This window comes from Nostoc sp. XA010, assembly GCF_020829625.1.
Taxonomy (GTDB): domain Bacteria; phylum Cyanobacteriota; class Cyanobacteriia; order Cyanobacteriales; family Nostocaceae; genus Nostoc.
Genome location: NZ_JAIVFX010000010.1, coordinates 242,810 through 258,836, shown reverse-complemented (window position 1 = coordinate 258,836; position 16,027 = coordinate 242,810). Strand labels below are relative to the sequence as shown.

The 16,027-nt window shown below is 42.1% G+C and carries 10 protein-coding genes; 6 read left to right on the top strand and 4 right to left on the bottom strand.

The genetic code is table 11. The features are described from left to right. Positions 1-207: 207 nt before the first annotated feature. Positions 208-1,068: a tRNA (5-methylaminomethyl-2-thiouridine)(34)-methyltransferase MnmD gene (locus LC608_RS17370; RefSeq protein ID WP_229554715.1), complete on the bottom strand. Its 861-nt coding sequence runs from the start codon at positions 1,066-1,068 to the stop codon at positions 208-210. 153 nt (positions 1,069-1,221) lie between these two features. On the opposite strand from LC608_RS17370, the gene LC608_RS17365 reads away from it, so the two are divergent. Continuing rightward, positions 1,222-2,040 (top strand): sulfurtransferase, encoded by an 819-nt coding sequence (locus tag LC608_RS17365; RefSeq protein WP_229554714.1) that lies wholly within the window; start codon positions 1,222-1,224, stop codon positions 2,038-2,040. 61 nt (positions 2,041-2,101) lie between these two features. On the opposite strand, the gene LC608_RS17360 is transcribed toward LC608_RS17365, so the two are convergent. Further along, positions 2,102-3,643: a hypothetical protein gene (locus LC608_RS17360; protein WP_229554713.1), complete on the bottom strand. Its 1,542-nt coding sequence runs from the start codon at positions 3,641-3,643 to the stop codon at positions 2,102-2,104. Between the two features lie 547 nt (positions 3,644-4,190). Between LC608_RS17360 and LC608_RS17355 the strand changes: the two genes are divergently transcribed. From LC608_RS17355 to LC608_RS17340, 4 genes are all read left to right on the top strand, one after another. After that, positions 4,191-5,474 carry a FecR family protein gene (locus tag LC608_RS17355; protein ID WP_229554712.1) on the top strand — a complete coding sequence of 428 codons (1,284 nt, stop codon included), beginning with the start codon at positions 4,191-4,193 and terminating at the stop codon, positions 5,472-5,474. Positions 5,475-5,819: 345 nt separating this feature from the next. Then, positions 5,820-7,196, top strand: coding sequence for a glutathione-disulfide reductase (gene gor / locus LC608_RS17350; RefSeq protein WP_229554711.1), 1,377 nt, complete (start codon positions 5,820-5,822; stop codon positions 7,194-7,196). A 108-nt stretch (positions 7,197-7,304) separates the two neighbouring features. Next, positions 7,305-7,940 carry a YqiA/YcfP family alpha/beta fold hydrolase gene (locus LC608_RS17345; protein ID WP_229554710.1) on the top strand — a complete coding sequence of 212 codons (636 nt, stop codon included), beginning with the start codon at positions 7,305-7,307 and terminating at the stop codon, positions 7,938-7,940. A gap of 106 nt (positions 7,941-8,046) precedes the next feature. Beyond that, a complete protein-coding gene (locus LC608_RS17340; RefSeq protein WP_229554709.1) occupies positions 8,047-9,189 on the top strand; it encodes a histidinol-phosphate transaminase in 1,143 nt (380 codons plus the stop codon). Between the two features lie 8 nt (positions 9,190-9,197). Here LC608_RS17340 and LC608_RS17335 read toward each other — a convergent pair whose 3' ends face one another. Continuing rightward, positions 9,198-9,752: a hypothetical protein gene (locus tag LC608_RS17335; RefSeq protein WP_229492762.1), complete on the bottom strand. Its 555-nt coding sequence runs from the start codon at positions 9,750-9,752 to the stop codon at positions 9,198-9,200. Between the two features lie 836 nt (positions 9,753-10,588). After that, positions 10,589-11,221: a GNAT family N-acetyltransferase gene (locus LC608_RS17330; RefSeq protein WP_229554708.1), complete on the bottom strand. Its 633-nt coding sequence runs from the start codon at positions 11,219-11,221 to the stop codon at positions 10,589-10,591. Positions 11,222-12,468: 1,247 nt separating this feature from the next. Here LC608_RS17330 and LC608_RS17325 point away from each other — a divergent pair. After that, positions 12,469-15,996 carry a response regulator gene (locus LC608_RS17325; RefSeq protein ID WP_229554707.1) on the top strand — a complete coding sequence of 1,176 codons (3,528 nt, stop codon included), beginning with the start codon at positions 12,469-12,471 and terminating at the stop codon, positions 15,994-15,996. Positions 15,997-16,027: the final 31 nt, after the last annotated feature.

Sequence of the window (16,027 nt, the reverse complement as noted above, 5' to 3'; positions counted from 1 at the left end):
GCTGCGCTATCGAGCGTCTTTGATTTCTGAATCACTCGTAGAGGTAAGGGACTGGGGACTGGGGACTGGGGACTGGGGACTGGGAAGAAGGAATAAAGGTGTACTGAGTTTTGTTCAAAAATCAAATATGAGTCCTATAGTTCCTATAAAATCTCTGCCTTATGTTCCCAATAACCACCTTTTTCGCCAATGGGAGGTACGTTCGAGTCAAGAGGCTTGTTGCTCTTGTTGCCGGCGCATTATTATGACTTCGGTTGAATCGCTTAATTCAGGATCGCGATAGGGAATGGCAGCACGGGTTAGCAAGTGTTCTTTTTCAGGTTGTGAGAGCATAGAGAATGCTGTTAGCGGATAGCTATGGTTGAGCCAGTGCTGAGTGCTGTTAGAGTAAGCTGCCACAGTACCAGGCGATCGCCTTCCCACTGGTGGGGTAGAACTGATCGCCAAACCAGCAGACAAAAGTGCTGTGCGTACAGCAGCAGCACAAGAATAGGTGGCTAATAAACCATCTTGATGTAAACACAATGACACTTGTTTAATAAATTCAACAGTCCATAATTGAGGACATTGAGGTGGTGAAAAGGGATCAAGGAAAATTGCATCTGCCCAGAAACCCGACTGACGTAATAGGGTTATCGTAGTTCTAGCATCCCCAATTAATAGCTTTGCTTTTAGACGAGGTATTTGCACTTGATGCTCAAAAGCTAGCTGGGACAAAATTTCAATATAGTTACAGTTCCAATTGTCGAACAAGTGATGAGCGATCGCAGCTTGTGGCACTGCTGGATTCAGTTCTAAACCGATTACTTCAACAGAACAGTTAGGATTCACTGCCCAAATTGTCTGCAAAGCAGCAGCTGTGTTATATCCTAGACCATAACAAATATCCAATAGTCGCAAAACTGGTTTTTGGGCGACTGTAGTCAGTTGAGTAGGTTCCACAAACTTGAAAAAACTCTCCTGCTTCGCACCATAATGGCTGTGAAAAGATTCACCAAACTCTTGAGAGACAAAGGTGAAAGAACCATCTGCTGTTAACTTAGGTGTAAAATTTTCTAAGTCTGACATTTTATAAAAAAACTAAATAATCACCAATCCCGTTCAGGAGTAATGAGTGCTGTTAGCAGTAGCTGGGCGTTGAGCCAGTGCTGAGTGGGAAATCTAACTTATTTACTCAGAACCCCCAAAAGAAGAACTATTTTACCCAATTCCCAATGCCCTATGCCCAACCCTCAATTTGTTGTTTCGCCAGCTTGGCTATTTGAACATCTAGAAGATCCGCAGGTCGTTATTGTGGATTGTCGCTTTTCTCTAGCCGATCCACAACTAGGGCAACAAGAGTACCAAACAAGTCATATAAAGGGAGCATATTATTTAGATTTGAATCAGGATCTTTCCAGTCCAGTGGGTAAACATGGCGGGAGACATCCTTTACCTAACCCCAATGATATCGCTAACAAATTTGCAGCGATTGGGGTAAATTACCAAAAAAGTTTAGTTGTAGCTTATGATAATTCGCGCTTTGCCTTTGCGGCTCGTCTATGGTGGCTTTTTCGCTATCTAGGACATGAACAAGTAGCAGTACTGGATGGAGGCTTTGCTGGATGGCAAAAAGCTGGCTATCCTGTTACAGATGTTGTTCCTCAACCCCGGATGGGTACGTTTGTAGCTCAAGTACAAACAGAAAAGGTGGTAGATATTACAGAGGTGAAAAGCCGGAAAGATAGCCATGAGGTAGTATTGGTAGATTCAAGAGAAAGCGATCGCTACCGAGGTGAACGAGAGCCAATTGATAAAATTGCCGGACATATTCCCGGTGCAGTCAACTATCCTTGGCAAGAAGTTACAGACTCTTCCGGTTACCTACTGCCTCAACCAGAACAACGCCGTCGCTGGGAACAGCTAGAAACAGCCGAAGAAATCTTGGTTTATTGCGGTTCTGGCGTTACTGCTTGCGTAAATTTACTTTCTTTAGAATTAGCTGGCATTAGCAAGGGTAAACTTTATGCTGGTAGCTGGAGCGATTGGATCAGTTATTAGTCATTGGTCATTAGTCATTGGTCATTAGTCTAAATAAAGGACAAATGACAAAGGACAAATTTCAAAACTGACCTAATTGCAAACTGTAATTAATACTAAAGAACCAGCCATCAAAATCAATGTTTTCGGCGGTTGAACTACCTAAACTCACTCCAGCCTGCACATTCATATTGCTGGTATCAGATATTCGGTAATTTAAGTGCCCGAATAGCCGGTGAAATTGGTCTTCTCGATCGCGCTGTGTAAAATCCGAAAAATTCACCTGGTAGTCAATACCAACCTGGAGAGGCTTTTGCAAGTAGTAGTTTAGAGACACCCAAAAGGAATTGATTATCCGATCGCGACTTTGGGGATCAGCAAAATTTACACTCAATTCGTAAAAGCTATTAAGTATTAATTTTGAAGTTAGGGGATCTCGCCGTCCTAAAGAGACTTGCAAAGAATTCTCATTTAAAAAGCGATCGCCTGATTTGAAGCTATCCAGGCGATCGCTGTTGTTGGCATAAAATAACTGTTGATTGCTCCAACTAACTTCTCCATACATTCGCTGCGATAGCTGCTGGTAAATACCGAGATTAAACCTCACCTGGTTGTAATCGTATTGTGACTGATTGATATAACGAATGAGATTGCCATCAATTGAGCCATTTAAAAAAGTTTTAGCTCCCAAAGGGAAATATGCAGAGGCTAACGTCAGTCCAGAAAAAATTAAACCATCTTCTATTAAAATATCCTCTGAGGAAAAAATATTACTCGTTTGGAAGTAGGCGACACGCCCTTGTAGATAGCCTATAGGTTTAAACCTAACTATGGGTTGTTCTATTGGTGGAAAAGTAGGCTGTTCTAGGGGTCGTAACCGCACCCGCAACCCCAATTCGCGATCGCTATCAGATTCGGGTGGCTGTTTTGGCGATCGTAGCAGCTGCATCAATCTCTCTAGCCTTTGGGACTGATTTATCTCAGGTGCATTCAACAGTTCCTCTTTTGAGTCTGGAGGAGATGTAGGCAAATTACTTGGCTGCGATTCTAACTGTGGCGGGTCATTTTGTTTTTGAGTATCTTCAGGTTCTTTGGTTGTGTTTGGGGCTTGAGTCGTTTCGGGTATTTGCTGCACCAGCTTTAACGAAGAGGCAGGGGGACTCGGGTCCCCCACAGAGTGGGGATTGGGGGAGAGGGGGCAGGGGACAGGGGGAAATGACCCCTTCCTCTTGTGGTGGAAATGAAGGGGGGAACATGATTCTGAATCCCTCACTTCTATTAACTGGTTATCGTACCCTACGGGAATCTGGCGCAACAGATGGGGTCGAATCCCCATATTTACTATCTCCCCAACTAAGAGTTCCCTGCTCCCTTGCCTCTTTTTCAACGGCATCTGCGAATTTGAAAGATGCAACTCACTGGACTGCTTGCACAAAAAGTTAATTACCTCTTGCTCCAAATTCTGACATGGCTGATAATTTACCTGTGTTCTTGCTAAATTTTTAGAATGCCAAATATCTGTATTTGCAGATTCTGCCGCATCTACTCTAATGCAACACCAGCTTCCACCACTGGAAGCTAACAAAATACAAAAAAAGAAATTCTTCCAGTTTTTGAGTCGCATCTGTTAGATTGCGTTGATTGCGTTTGGCAAATGTAGACCCACAAGCTGTATCAGAAGTTCCAACTCAGAATATACAATTGAGTGCATCTATCTTAGCTTTGTAAGTATATACTGAAACTACAAACTGAAATTGTTGCTTTTCGGATTTTTCTCCAGATTCTTTTGCAAAACTGAGATAATCGGATACAGTTACAGTTTATGCTCAAATTTGGTGAAGTACAGGCAGTGACTGAATTTACAACAGATCCTTAATAACTTTTTGTCCCTTTAGCTGATCTGATTAAAATGGATTATTTGTAAGATACTCCAGATTTAATTGTTGATATCAAGTGCTAATCTTGAAATCTCCCGCAGGCTTTATCGTATCTAATGCAAGTTTCATAAAAAATTCAATCAATTCAACATATAATTTATTTGTAGTCTATTTTAGATGTTAAATTTAGGCTAAATTAAAGATAATTTTACTAAATAAATCGGATATAAAATTATTAGCTGGTTAAAGCTTTAATTATTTTGGTATTAGTTGAAAATCATAAGTTATCAAATTATGTTTTATAAATCGTTTCCATTGTTAGTGATTGGTTTATGGGGAGTTATAGTACTGCCCTTGCCAAATAAAGTAAATGCCATAACCCCTTTGACGCGAGCAGAGATTCAAGACCTCCAGAACATCGTACAACTGATACCCAAAGATAAACTCAAGAAACGTCCTGCACGCAAGTTAGATGCAATGATTCCTGGGGACGGGCTGTCAACTGGTCGAGCTTCGCTAGCAGATTTGCGTTTCAATGATGGCTCTTTGGCACGAGTGGGAGAACAGGCGTTATTTCAATTTTTGCCGAAGACTCGTGACTTTAAACTTTCAAATGGGACTGTGTTGCTACTCATCCCACCAGGAAGGGGACAAACACGTATACAAACGCCAAGTGCAGCAGCAGCAATTCGTGGTTCAGCATTATTTGTACGCTATGACCAACGAACAGACACCACAATTGTGGGTGCACTCACAACTAGCGGCATTGAAGTTTCTAACAAGGAAGGTTCTGAAACTAAGGTGCTGGAAGCAGGACAGATGATAATTCTAATTAAAGGGGAATTTCAGAGCTTATATGATTTTGATCTGAGAAATTTTTATGAAACGAGCCAATTGGTTCGGGAACTTGATTTGAATAGGCAAAATCCTGTGCCTACACATGATCCAGCAATCACCAGTGTTCAAGCCGAAACTACTGCGGCTTTGAAAGCACAGCCATCGGTAAAAGGTGAGGGAGTAATTGAAATGCAGCTAACTCGTCCTAATAGCCCAACTGAGACAACACCCGTAACCTCAACAGAGAAATCACCCAACACCTCAACTGAGACAACATCTGTAACCTCAACAGAGAAATCACCCAACACCTCAACTCCTCCAACACCCGTAACCCCAACTACTCCAACACCCGTAACTCCAACTACTCCAACACCCGTAACTCCAACTGAGCCAACACCCGTAACTCCAACTACTCCAACACCCGTAACCCCAACTACTCCAACACCCGTAACTCCAACTACTCCAACACCCGTAACTCCAACTACTCCAACACCCGTAACCCCAACTGAGCCAACGCCCGTAACCCCAACTATTCCAACACCCGTAGCCCCAACTGAGCCAACACGCGTAACCCCAACTGAGTCAACACCCGTAGCCCCAACTGAGCCAACACCCGTAACTCCAACTGAGTCAACACCCGTAGCCCCAACTGAGCCAACACCCGTAACTCCAACTACTCCAACACCCGTAACCCCAACTACTCCAACACCCGTAACCCCAACTGAGCTTCCAAGTACATAAAACTACTAATGGGAGTACAAAATGCTCTGCGAATGCCGAACGCAGTTGGTTTTTTCATAATTTTAATTTCGCCTAAGTATTGTGGGACTTAGCTGCTTCAAGGCAGTAGCACAGACTTATGCCCGAAACCAGAGGCAGAACCCATGACAAACAATTTTAGTTACTGCCTCTACAGCAACCAAAGCAAAAAGTGATATTCCCTACGACGAGAGAACATCTGCTAACGCTAGATTAAATCAAGGACAGGACTTACACAGGGTTAACGGGATATCCTTATATAGTTCAATGACGTTTTCTGTGTAAGTTCCTAAGAACTGATTTATTGCTAAAGACGAACATAAATTTATGACTTTTGATTACGACCTGTTTGTAATTGGTGCGGGTTCTGGAGGTTTGGCGGCTTCCAAACGGGCGGCTAGCTATGGGGCAAAAGTGGCGATCGCAGAATATGATTTAGTTGGTGGCACTTGTGTGATTCGCGGTTGCATTCCCAAAAAACTCATGGTCTATGGATCTCACTTTCCTGCCCTGTTCAGTGAAGCTTCAGGCTATGGCTGGAAAGTAGGTAATGCCGAGTTAGACTGGGAACATTTCATTACATCTATAGATAAGGAAGTTCGGCGACTGTCACAACTACATATCAGCTTTTTAGAAAAAGCGGGAGTGGAACTAATTTCTGGTCGCGCCACATTGTTAGACCCCCACACAGTAGAAGTTGATGGACGCAAAGTTACAGCAGATAAAATTTTAATTGCTGTTGGTGGGCGTCCCATCAAACCAGATTTACCAGGGATGGAATATGGCATTACCTCCAACGAAATCTTTCATCTAAAAGAACAACCAAAACACATCGTCATTCTTGGCGCTGGTTATATTGGCACAGAATTTGCCTGTATCATGCGTGGTTTGGGTTCTGAGGTTACACAAATTACCAGAGGTGAAAAGATTTTGAAGGGGTTTGATGAGGACATCCGTACAGAAATTGAAGAGGGGATGACGAACCACGGAATTCGCCTGATTAAGAATAATGTGGTAAAAACAATTGAACGCGTGTCGGAAGGTTTTAAACTGACTTTATCAGGGGAAGACCAAGAACCATTAATCGCCGACGTGTTTTTAGTGGCGACTGGTCGAACTCCCAATGTAGATGGACTAGGTTTAGAAAACGCTGGGGTTGATATTGCTGCTACTTCTATGGAAGGGCCAGGGTATAGTACCACAAATGCGATCGCAGTCAATGAATATAGTCAAACTAATCAACCGAATATCTTTGCCGTTGGCGATGTCACAGACCGAATCAATTTAACTCCTGTCGCCATTGGTGAGGGACGAGCCTTTGCAGATAGTGAATTCGGCAATAACCGCCGCGAATTCAGTCACGAAACTGTTCCCACAGCCATATTTTCTACCCCAGAAGCCGCTACAGTCGGCTGGACAGAAGCCGAAGCACGAGAAAAACTCGGTGATGCCGTCAAAATTTTTCACACTCGCTTTCGCCCCATGTACTATAGTTTGACTGGTAAGCAAGAAAAAACAATGATGAAGTTGGTGGTTGATAGCAACACTGACAAAGTGCTAGGCGCTCACATGGTGGGTGAACATGCTGGTGAGATCATTCAAGGTGTAGCGATCGCTGTGAAGATGGGCGCAACTAAAAAAGACTTTGACGCCACCGTTGGTATCCATCCCTCAGTAGCGGAAGAATTTGTCACAATGCGGTAATAAGATTTAGGAGTTAAGAGTTAGGAGTTAAGAGTTAGGAGTTGAAAAAAGAAACTCATTACTTAAAACTTAAAATTCTTAACTTCTCACTCCCAACTATCTACAGCTTTGCAATATATATATCTTCACGGTTTCGCTTCCAGCCCTAATTCTGCCAAAGCGCGGGATATAGGCGATCGCTTTGCCCAAATTCATACAAAGCTAAAAATTCCCGATCTAAATGCTGGCGATTTTTCGCAGTTAACAATTACTCGTCAGATTACTCAAGTTGCCGCAGAATTCAGTAATAATTCTACCCCAGTAACGCTCATTGGCTCAAGTTTAGGCGGCTTGACCACCGCCCACTTGGGACAACAATATTTACAAGTACAACGTCTTGTGCTGCTAGCACCAGCTTTTGAGTTTTTATCCCATTGGTTACCCAAGCTAGGCGATGAAGAACTACAGCGTTGGCAGCAAGAAAAATATATCAAAATCTACCACTATGGGGAGGAGCGAAAGCTTCCCTTAAGTTACGATTTCGTTACAGATGCTGCCCAATACCAAGAGGAGTTTTTGCAACGTCCTATCCCCACCCTGATTTTGCATGGAAAAAACGATGAAGTCATCCCCATCGAAGCCAGTCGTAACTTTGGGCAATCGCGTCCTTGGGTGGAGTTAGTCGAACTCGACAGCGATCACGCCTTGGGTAATGTTATGGAAGAAATTTGGCAGGCAATTCGCCTCTTTTGCCAATTACCTTGAAGCTGTAAAATATTAGACTCTTACATAAATAATGTCTTTAGTCATTTGTCCTTTCTTTAGTTACTAATGACTAATGACAAATGACCAATGACTAATTACTAAAATTATGCTTCCCTTTATCCGGTCAGATTTAGCCAAATTTACCGCGTACAAACCTCACCCCAGCAGCGATACAGCCGAATCTGTCCCCGTGCAATTTGATCGGCTAGATACAAATGAAAGCCCTTATGATTTACCACCTGAGTTAAAAGAAAAGCTAGCCTGGACATATCAGCAAGTAATTGAAACAAATCGTTATCCTGATGGCGGACATGAGACACTTAAAGATGCGATCGCCCAATACGTCAATGAATCAGCCGCCATCTCGCTATATACTGCTGCCAATATTTCTGTTGGAAATGGTTCCGATGAACTAATCCGTTCTTTATTAATCGCCACCTGTTTAGGAGGAGAAGGTTCCATTCTAGTTGCCAATCCCACTTTCTCAATGTACGGAATTTTGGCACAAACTTTGGGTATTCCTGTAGTCGCGGTAGGTAGAAATGAAACAAATTTTGAAATTGACTTAAAAGCAGCACAGGCTGCGATCGAACAAACTCAAAATCCCGCCATTCGCGTAGTTTTTGTAGTGCATCCCAATTCACCGACAGCCAATAGCTTAACTGCGGCAGAGTTGGCATGGTTAAGAAGTTTAAGTGAGCATATTTTGGTAGTAATTGATGAAGCTTACTTTGAATTCAGCCAAACTACCCTAGTAGGTGAATTAGCACAGCGTCCTAATTGGGTAATATTACGCACTTTTTCTAAAGCCTTCCGCTTGGCAGCTCTCCGTATTGGCTATTGCGTCGCTCATCCCGAAGCGATCGCCATCTTAGAAAAAGTTCGCTTACCTTACAATCTCCCTAGCTTTTCCATAGCAGGAGCATTAGTTGCTTTACAAAATCGCGCACTCTTATTAGAGTCAATTCCCCAAACCCTGAGTGAACGAGCCAAACTCATCGAAATTTTATCCCAGCAACCAGAACTACAAATTACCGCAAGCGCTGCTAACTTTATTTACTTACGTCTTAAACCAAATAGCTTTAATTCACCAGATGCTGCCTTAAAAACTTTCCACCAGAAACTTAGAACACTTGGCACCGTTGTGCGACACATTAGCGGAGGATTTCGAATTACTGTAGGAACAATCGAGGAAAATGCCCGCACCGTTAATCGAGTCCAAGCTGTTTTGGCAAATTTGGAATTTTAGGAATTCACTCAGTAATTAAATCGGCTGTTCACCTCACTGCCCAAACGGCGTACTATTCCCACTGTTTGCGGCAGCACACCTACTAAAAGAGCAAAAGCAACATCCGGCAGAAGAGCCACTATATCTGGTGGAAAGTATTGTTCAAATTGATCGAGAATTTTCTGAACTCGCTGCCCAGGCACCGGGTTTTCTGTAATTTGTTTGATCAATCGAATCCACTGTCGTCTAATTAAGTAAGCCTTCTGGCGTTCTTCATTAGATTCGGGAGTTAATAAAGACAGATTCCCTATGGGCAATGCTCTTTGGCAATCACAATCGTAATCCCCACCTACAGCAGCCCCAGGCCCAGCGAACTCTGCATGATAGCGTTTAAAGAGGATTAATCCATTTCGTCTACGACTATTGACGATGAAAACTTCCCCACTGTGTAAACGTGTAAGGATATCCGAGCCTTGCGATTGCTCAGTTCCATCTGGCATGACAAGAGAGTCAAGGAAACTCGCTTCAGGGTAATAAGTTGATACCATAGAGGTCTGATAGCGTCGATGCTGTTCGCTATCCATGTTTTTTAAACTTTCAACGAATTTGGTAGTAGTATGCACTTCAAAACAAATTAACTGTTATGTCGAATCAGGTTTTTGAATTCTTTATATTATCAAGACTCTTTTGACCAATTTTACTAAGATAGTAATAAATAGGCATTGTTTAGTAATTGAGTGATCATATTTTATGAGATATAACTAGATTTGTCTTCCAATTATGAGAGGCTTTTCTTAAAGTTTTTATAAAGATGAATATCTTAATTAAAAAGTTATTATGAGCTATTGCTAGTTTTCTCAGAGCAATTGTACAGCTATTTTCATTATAATTAATTTATTTATCTATATAAAATATTCTAAAATACTTGTCGTTTAATAGCAAACAAAAAAGTAAAGTTTAATAAGTTAATCATTTAAGATAAGTTTTTAAAGTTATATATTTATTAATATTACGAATAATAAGCTGCATAAAAAATCCAAACAAAATATCCTTAAAAAAATTATTTAAAGCTATGTAGCAAGTACTAAATGATTCGTAAAGTTTTTTACTTATTTTCTTTTCTCCGAGACGCTACACATTGGCAAAAGCCTCTCGTAGAGATAGTGGTTCAATAATTTTTGCAAAAATCTAAGTATATGTAGGGTGCCCTAGAACGCAGCCCGTAACACAGTCTTTGGACAGTGCTATACTCTCGTCTGGCACACCCTGCATATATTTCAAAAATAAAATATCAGTTCTATAACTAATACTAGCTTAGTTTTAATTAAGTTAGTTTGTGCTTTGATTATCTATATTGGTGAGAAATTTCCCAAAAGTAATTACAACATCAAAACTTAATTATTATCTGCCAAAATAAAATTCAAATAGTGGAATCAGTACTCAGATGCTTGTGCAATAACATTTGGCTTGAGCGTCTTAGCAAAAATTTATTCCAATTCGATTCGACTTTATGCACCCGATATCCCAACTTGAAATAAAGTTGCCTTGCTTGATGGTTATTTTCCAAAACGTGGAGATATAAGTCTTGAAATCCCCAGTCACGAGAAACTTTTTCACAGCTAGTCAGTAACCCTGAAGCAACACCGTGTCTACGGTATTGTGGGTGAACTGCTAAATTAGATAAGTAAGGAAAACCCTTGCCAGTCTGGCTCCACGAATCACTGTAACGTACACCCAGTTCTACACTTCCTACTAAGTTATTAGCCGCACCAGTAGTAGCTTCAAAGGCCACTAAACAAATATGACGCGACGGAGGTAATGCCATGCGATGCCTTAAGTCTTCGTAAATACCGAGACGTAGCAATGGGAAAGCCCATCCCCACATACCCTGTTGGGAGTGAAAGCTTTCAGCAATAATTTGAGAAACACTGATCAAATCAGCCGATGTAGCTGTACGAATTTGAAATTGGCAGCAAGCTGGATTGATTGGCTGTTGCTGGTATGGATGAAAAAACCGATATTTCAAGGCTAGTTTAGTATTGATTTTATTCAACGAAAATTTTCTCAAATCTCCTCAAATACCATTTCAACTGAAGAAAAACTTTATATCTGCCCAGGATATTGAACTAACCTAAGATTGCTAATTCGCTTTTCCTTGTAGAGCATACAAAGTTTTCCACTTTAGTTTGGGGCTTTATAGCCTGTATCTTTGGAAAAGTCAAAGTCTTAGAAGTTACAACTTCATCAAGCTACAATCTTAAGTTCAGTAGGTTCAAGTGCATCCCTTGCTTTAGGTAGGGAGGATATAAGTTTGTTTACCACAAAAACATCTGTAAAGTGGAACAGGTTTAGGTGAATGGGTAGATAAATAGCATAACCTGTCCGTAAACATTACCTACAAAATTGTTAAGTAAGTACACTACCGACAAATTCTGCTTGCAAACCACCTTTAGTTACAGTACTGAACTCGCTTAGGCAATTGCCGCTAGACTAACAGGACTTTACTACTAGTACAGGTTGGCGGAAATAAACCTACCATTTCATTACAGCTAAAAAGCTCAAAATTATAGACTTTTCACTTCTGAGAGCCAGTTGCTTCTGTTCTCTTCTCTTCGAGAGGCTACGCCAACGAGACGCTGCGCGTACCTTGCTTCCCCGGAGGGGTACAAGTAGGTAGAGCCGCAAGGGCGTACTGACTGGCTTTTTTTGACTTCCGTCTTTACGGTAATAAGTCATAGTAAGAGTCTGTACAGGTACAGGGGAAGAATCTCCAAGATTCAAGATCCCTAACTTCTTAACTCTACCTTGTCTTAATGATAGTTCTGATTGCTAAATTAGAAGGAGGTATTTGTCTAATAGTATACTTTGACTTTAAATATTCATGTTTTAATATTTTTGACTCTACCATGATTACCATAAATAAAATTTACCTGCAAGTGTTAGTAAAACTGCTGCAAAGGGAAAACTTAATATGCAGCTTCATCTGGATTTGTCAGCTAGCTATGAGCGCTGTATGTATTATCAGACATTGCTCACAGGAGGTGAAGGAAGATTTGGCAAGCAAGCAGCGACTCTGTAACCCTAAAACTGATTATGAAAACAATTACACTGCACCAACGCAAACGGTAATAGGCATAAGCTATTGAGACGAATTACTGTGCGTAAACGCTCCTATACTCAGCAGTCATGTAGCCAAACAGCCTTATTGGTCGAAATGCTCTGCTATTACCTGACTCAGAAAAATTCTTACCTGATCAGATTATTCTTTATCCGACTGCCGTTGCAGCAGGAAAGCGGTGCATGAAATCCCAAGCAAACAGTAAGCCTAAAATTTTGGTTGTCGATGATGAACCAGACAACCTTGACTTGCTTTACCGCACTTTCTATCGCGACTATAAGGTGCTAAGGGCAAACTCTGGCCCTGCGGCACTCGATCTGCTGGTTCAAGAGGGGGAGGTCGCGGTGATCATCTCGGATCAGCGGATGCCGATGATGAGCGGTACAGAATTTTTGAGCCTGACAGCAACTCAATATCCAGATATTATCCGGATTATTTTAACTGGCTATACCGATGTCGAAGACCTGGTGGAAGCAATTAACGCTGGTAAGGTATTTAAATACGTTACGAAACCGTGGGAAGCTGAGGAACTCAAAGCAGTGGTACGCCAAGCTTTGGATACTCACAATGTTCTCAAAGCCCGTACCCGCGAGCTTACTCGCACACTTCGGCAAGAATCGCTGCTGAATACTGTCACAAATACAATTCGCAGTGCTTTAGACTATCGCCAAATTTTGCAGGCAATTGTAGATACAGTAGGTCACATGTTGGAGGTGGATGTTTGCCTATTACGTCCCTTCCAAGATGAGCAGTTAGCGGATAAAGGATTTATTTATCAGAAGCCTCTTTTTGAAGAAGCAGGGGTGCAGGCAAATAATTCTTCTGCTGTGTCCCTGTCAACCTCTACGCCTCTGCCTCTTTTGGCTCAAACGGTCTGGGAAACTCGTGAAGTCCAGGTGATTCACGATGTAACTGATGATGAGCGTATTCACGGTAATACTCCCGAACTGCGCCAACGTGGGGAAGCTTTTACTGCCGCTAACATTTGCTCTAGTTTAGTTGTGCCATTGATCTGCCAACAAGAACTGATGGCAGTGCTGGCACTGCATCAGTGTTCTGTGCCTCGCTTGTGGGAAGAGGATGAGGTGCAGCTAGTGTTGATGGTGGCGGATCAGGCAGCTTTAGCTTTGTCTCAAGCTTATGCTTACGAGCAAGTACGTGCCCTTGCCAAGCGAGAAGCTTTAATTAATACAATTACTAGCGCGATTCGCTCTAGCTTAGACCCCCAAGATATTTTTGCGGCGATTACCCAGCAATTGGGACAAGCTTTACAAGTAGATGGCTGCATCCTGTCTTTGTGGACAGATGAAGATGAGTTTGTTCACTGTGTGGGCTTGTATGACAGTTTTCAACATTCAGAAAATTTGCGTAGGGACAGCTTAAACCAGGCATCGCCAGCCCCAGACAATAATTCAAGTAGCAAGAATAACCTATTGCCTCCGAGATTGCCCTATTCTCAAGCATCTATACAGGAGAATCCAATCCTCCAACAAATGCTACAGACTCATGAACCAGTGGTAATTGGTAATGTGAGCCATTCTCCCTCAGATGTGCAGGGTTTTGATTTGCCGTTAAACATGCCAGCGCGATCGCTAATGTTTGTGCCATTATTGGCTGATGGTAAATGTATCGGTAGTATTACTTTACATGAAGGTAAAAAAGTACGCCGATGGCTGTCATCTGATATTGATTTGGCTAAAGCAGTGGCAGCTCAAGCAGCGATCGCTGTGCAGCAGTCATACCTGTATCAAAAAACTCGCCAACAAGCTGAACGCTTACTGGAATTAGATAAACAAAAAACTGAATTTTTCCAAAATATTTCCCATGAGTTTCGTACACCCATCACCTTGATTCAAGGGCCTTTAGAGTCGGCGGTGGCGGCTGGTGAAGGATTATCTTACTCCCAAAGTGCGATCGCCCTGCGTAACTCCCGCCGTTTGCTGCGACTGGTAAATCAACTCCTGGATTTACAACGTCTGAATGCAGGGAGAATGCAGCCTAGCTTCCATCCCTGCGATTTAGCAGAATTTGTCACCCAAATTGTGGAATCTTTTCGTCCCTACTGCGAGAAAAAGAGATTGCATCTCGTCACCCAGTTAGATGAATGTTCTCCAGTGTACTTGGACATGGAAAAATTTGACAAGGTGGTTTATAACCTCCTGTCAAATGCCATGAAGTTTACTCCCGAAGGTGGGATGATTATTGTCAGACTAAAATCTGAACGCGATCGCTGCATACTACAAGTAGAAGATACTGGAATAGGCATTGTTAAAGAACAAATTCCTCACCTCTTTGAGCGCTTTCGCCAAGCTGAAGGTTCAGCAAACCGATCCTATGAAGGTAGTGGTTTGGGTTTAGCTTTAGTTAAAGAATTGGTCGAATTACATGGTGGTCAAGTCACTGTGGAATCAGTTTACGGCCAAGGCACTACCTTTAGTTTGTGGCTTGTGACTGGAAATGCTCATTTACCCACACAGCAAGTACTAGAAACGCCTACCGAACTGAATACAAGCCGCGCTAGCGTAGAATTGGCTGATTTAGAACTGGTATCAACAACAGACAATATTGAAGATAGTACAATAAACTCCTCCCCTAGTATTGATACTCAAGACTCAACACTTAAGACTCAGCACTCAATTTTAGTTGTAGATGACAACCCGGATTTACGAACCTATGTATCTGAGATTTTCCGCCGCAATGGCTATCATGTACGCACAGCTCGTAACGGTTCTGAAGGGCACAGTCTAGCTAAGGAAATTATACCCAGCTTGATTGTGACTGACTTAATGATGCCCTTGGTGAGCGGACTTGAAATGATTCAGATGATCCGCAAAGAGGAGAAGTTGAAAGGAATACCAATCATTCTGCTGACAGCAAAAGCTGATGAGGAAACCCGCATCGAAGGTACAGAACATGGTGCAGATGCTTATTTAGCAAAACCATTTAACGATCGGGAACTTTTGGCGGAAGTTCGGAATCTTTTGGCATTGAAGGAAAATGAACGGCGAATCATAGAGTTAAATACTTATTTAACAGAATCGGTGCTAAAGCGCTTTTTACCGGCTGTATTGGTACAAAAAGCTGCAACCGGAGATTTGACGTTAGATTTGCGCCCAGAACCACGCTTAATTACAGTTTTGTTTAGTGATATCGTGGGTTTTACACAGCTATCAAATACTCTCAGATCCCGACGAGTCGCAGAGTTACTAAATGAATATTTAGAAGCCATGACCAAAGTTGTATTTGGCAATGGCGGCACTGTAGATAAATTTATGGGAGATGCTATTTTAGCTTTATATGGAGCGCCGGAAGAGCTAACCCCCAATGAACAAGTGCGTCGTGCTATCAATACAGCAAGAGCAATGCACCGCTCACTAGCTGAGTTGAACCAGCGCTGGCGAAACCAAGGTGTATTCGATGGTGACAGACTTACTAGCGTCCAGTTTCGGTGTGGTATCCACCAAGGTACTGCTGTTGTGGGGATGTTTGGTAGTGCTCAACGAGCTGATTATACTGCCATTGGCCCAAGTGTGAATATTGCTGCAAGGTTGCAGGCTGCTGCTGTTCCCGGTACAATCTTAGTTTCTGCTGCCGTGGCAGATTATTTGCAGGAAGAAGAAATTACTAAAGGTAGTCCGCTAGAACTTAAAGGAGTAGATGAAACAGTTTTGACTTTCGCTGTTACACCAGAGGTAATGGTTAATCGCTAAAATTTAGACTGGTATTTTAAAGCATTAGCAA

Coding starts and splice junctions, on each gene's coding strand:
- LC608_RS17370 (WP_229554715.1), bottom strand. CDS start 1,068: ATGTCAGACTTAGAAAATTTTACACCTAAGTTAACAGCAGATGGTTCT.
- LC608_RS17365 (WP_229554714.1), top strand. CDS start 1,222: ATGCCCAACCCTCAATTTGTTGTTTCGCCAGCTTGGCTATTTGAACAT.
- LC608_RS17360 (WP_229554713.1), bottom strand. CDS start 3,643: ATGCGACTCAAAAACTGGAAGAATTTCTTTTTTTGTATTTTGTTAGCT.
- LC608_RS17355 (WP_229554712.1), top strand. CDS start 4,191: ATGTTTTATAAATCGTTTCCATTGTTAGTGATTGGTTTATGGGGAGTT.
- gor (WP_229554711.1), top strand. CDS start 5,820: ATGACTTTTGATTACGACCTGTTTGTAATTGGTGCGGGTTCTGGAGGT.
- LC608_RS17340 (WP_229554709.1), top strand. CDS start 8,047: ATGCTTCCCTTTATCCGGTCAGATTTAGCCAAATTTACCGCGTACAAA.
- LC608_RS17335 (WP_229492762.1), bottom strand. CDS start 9,752: ATGGATAGCGAACAGCATCGACGCTATCAGACCTCTATGGTATCAACT.
- LC608_RS17325 (WP_229554707.1), top strand. CDS start 12,469: ATGAAATCCCAAGCAAACAGTAAGCCTAAAATTTTGGTTGTCGATGAT.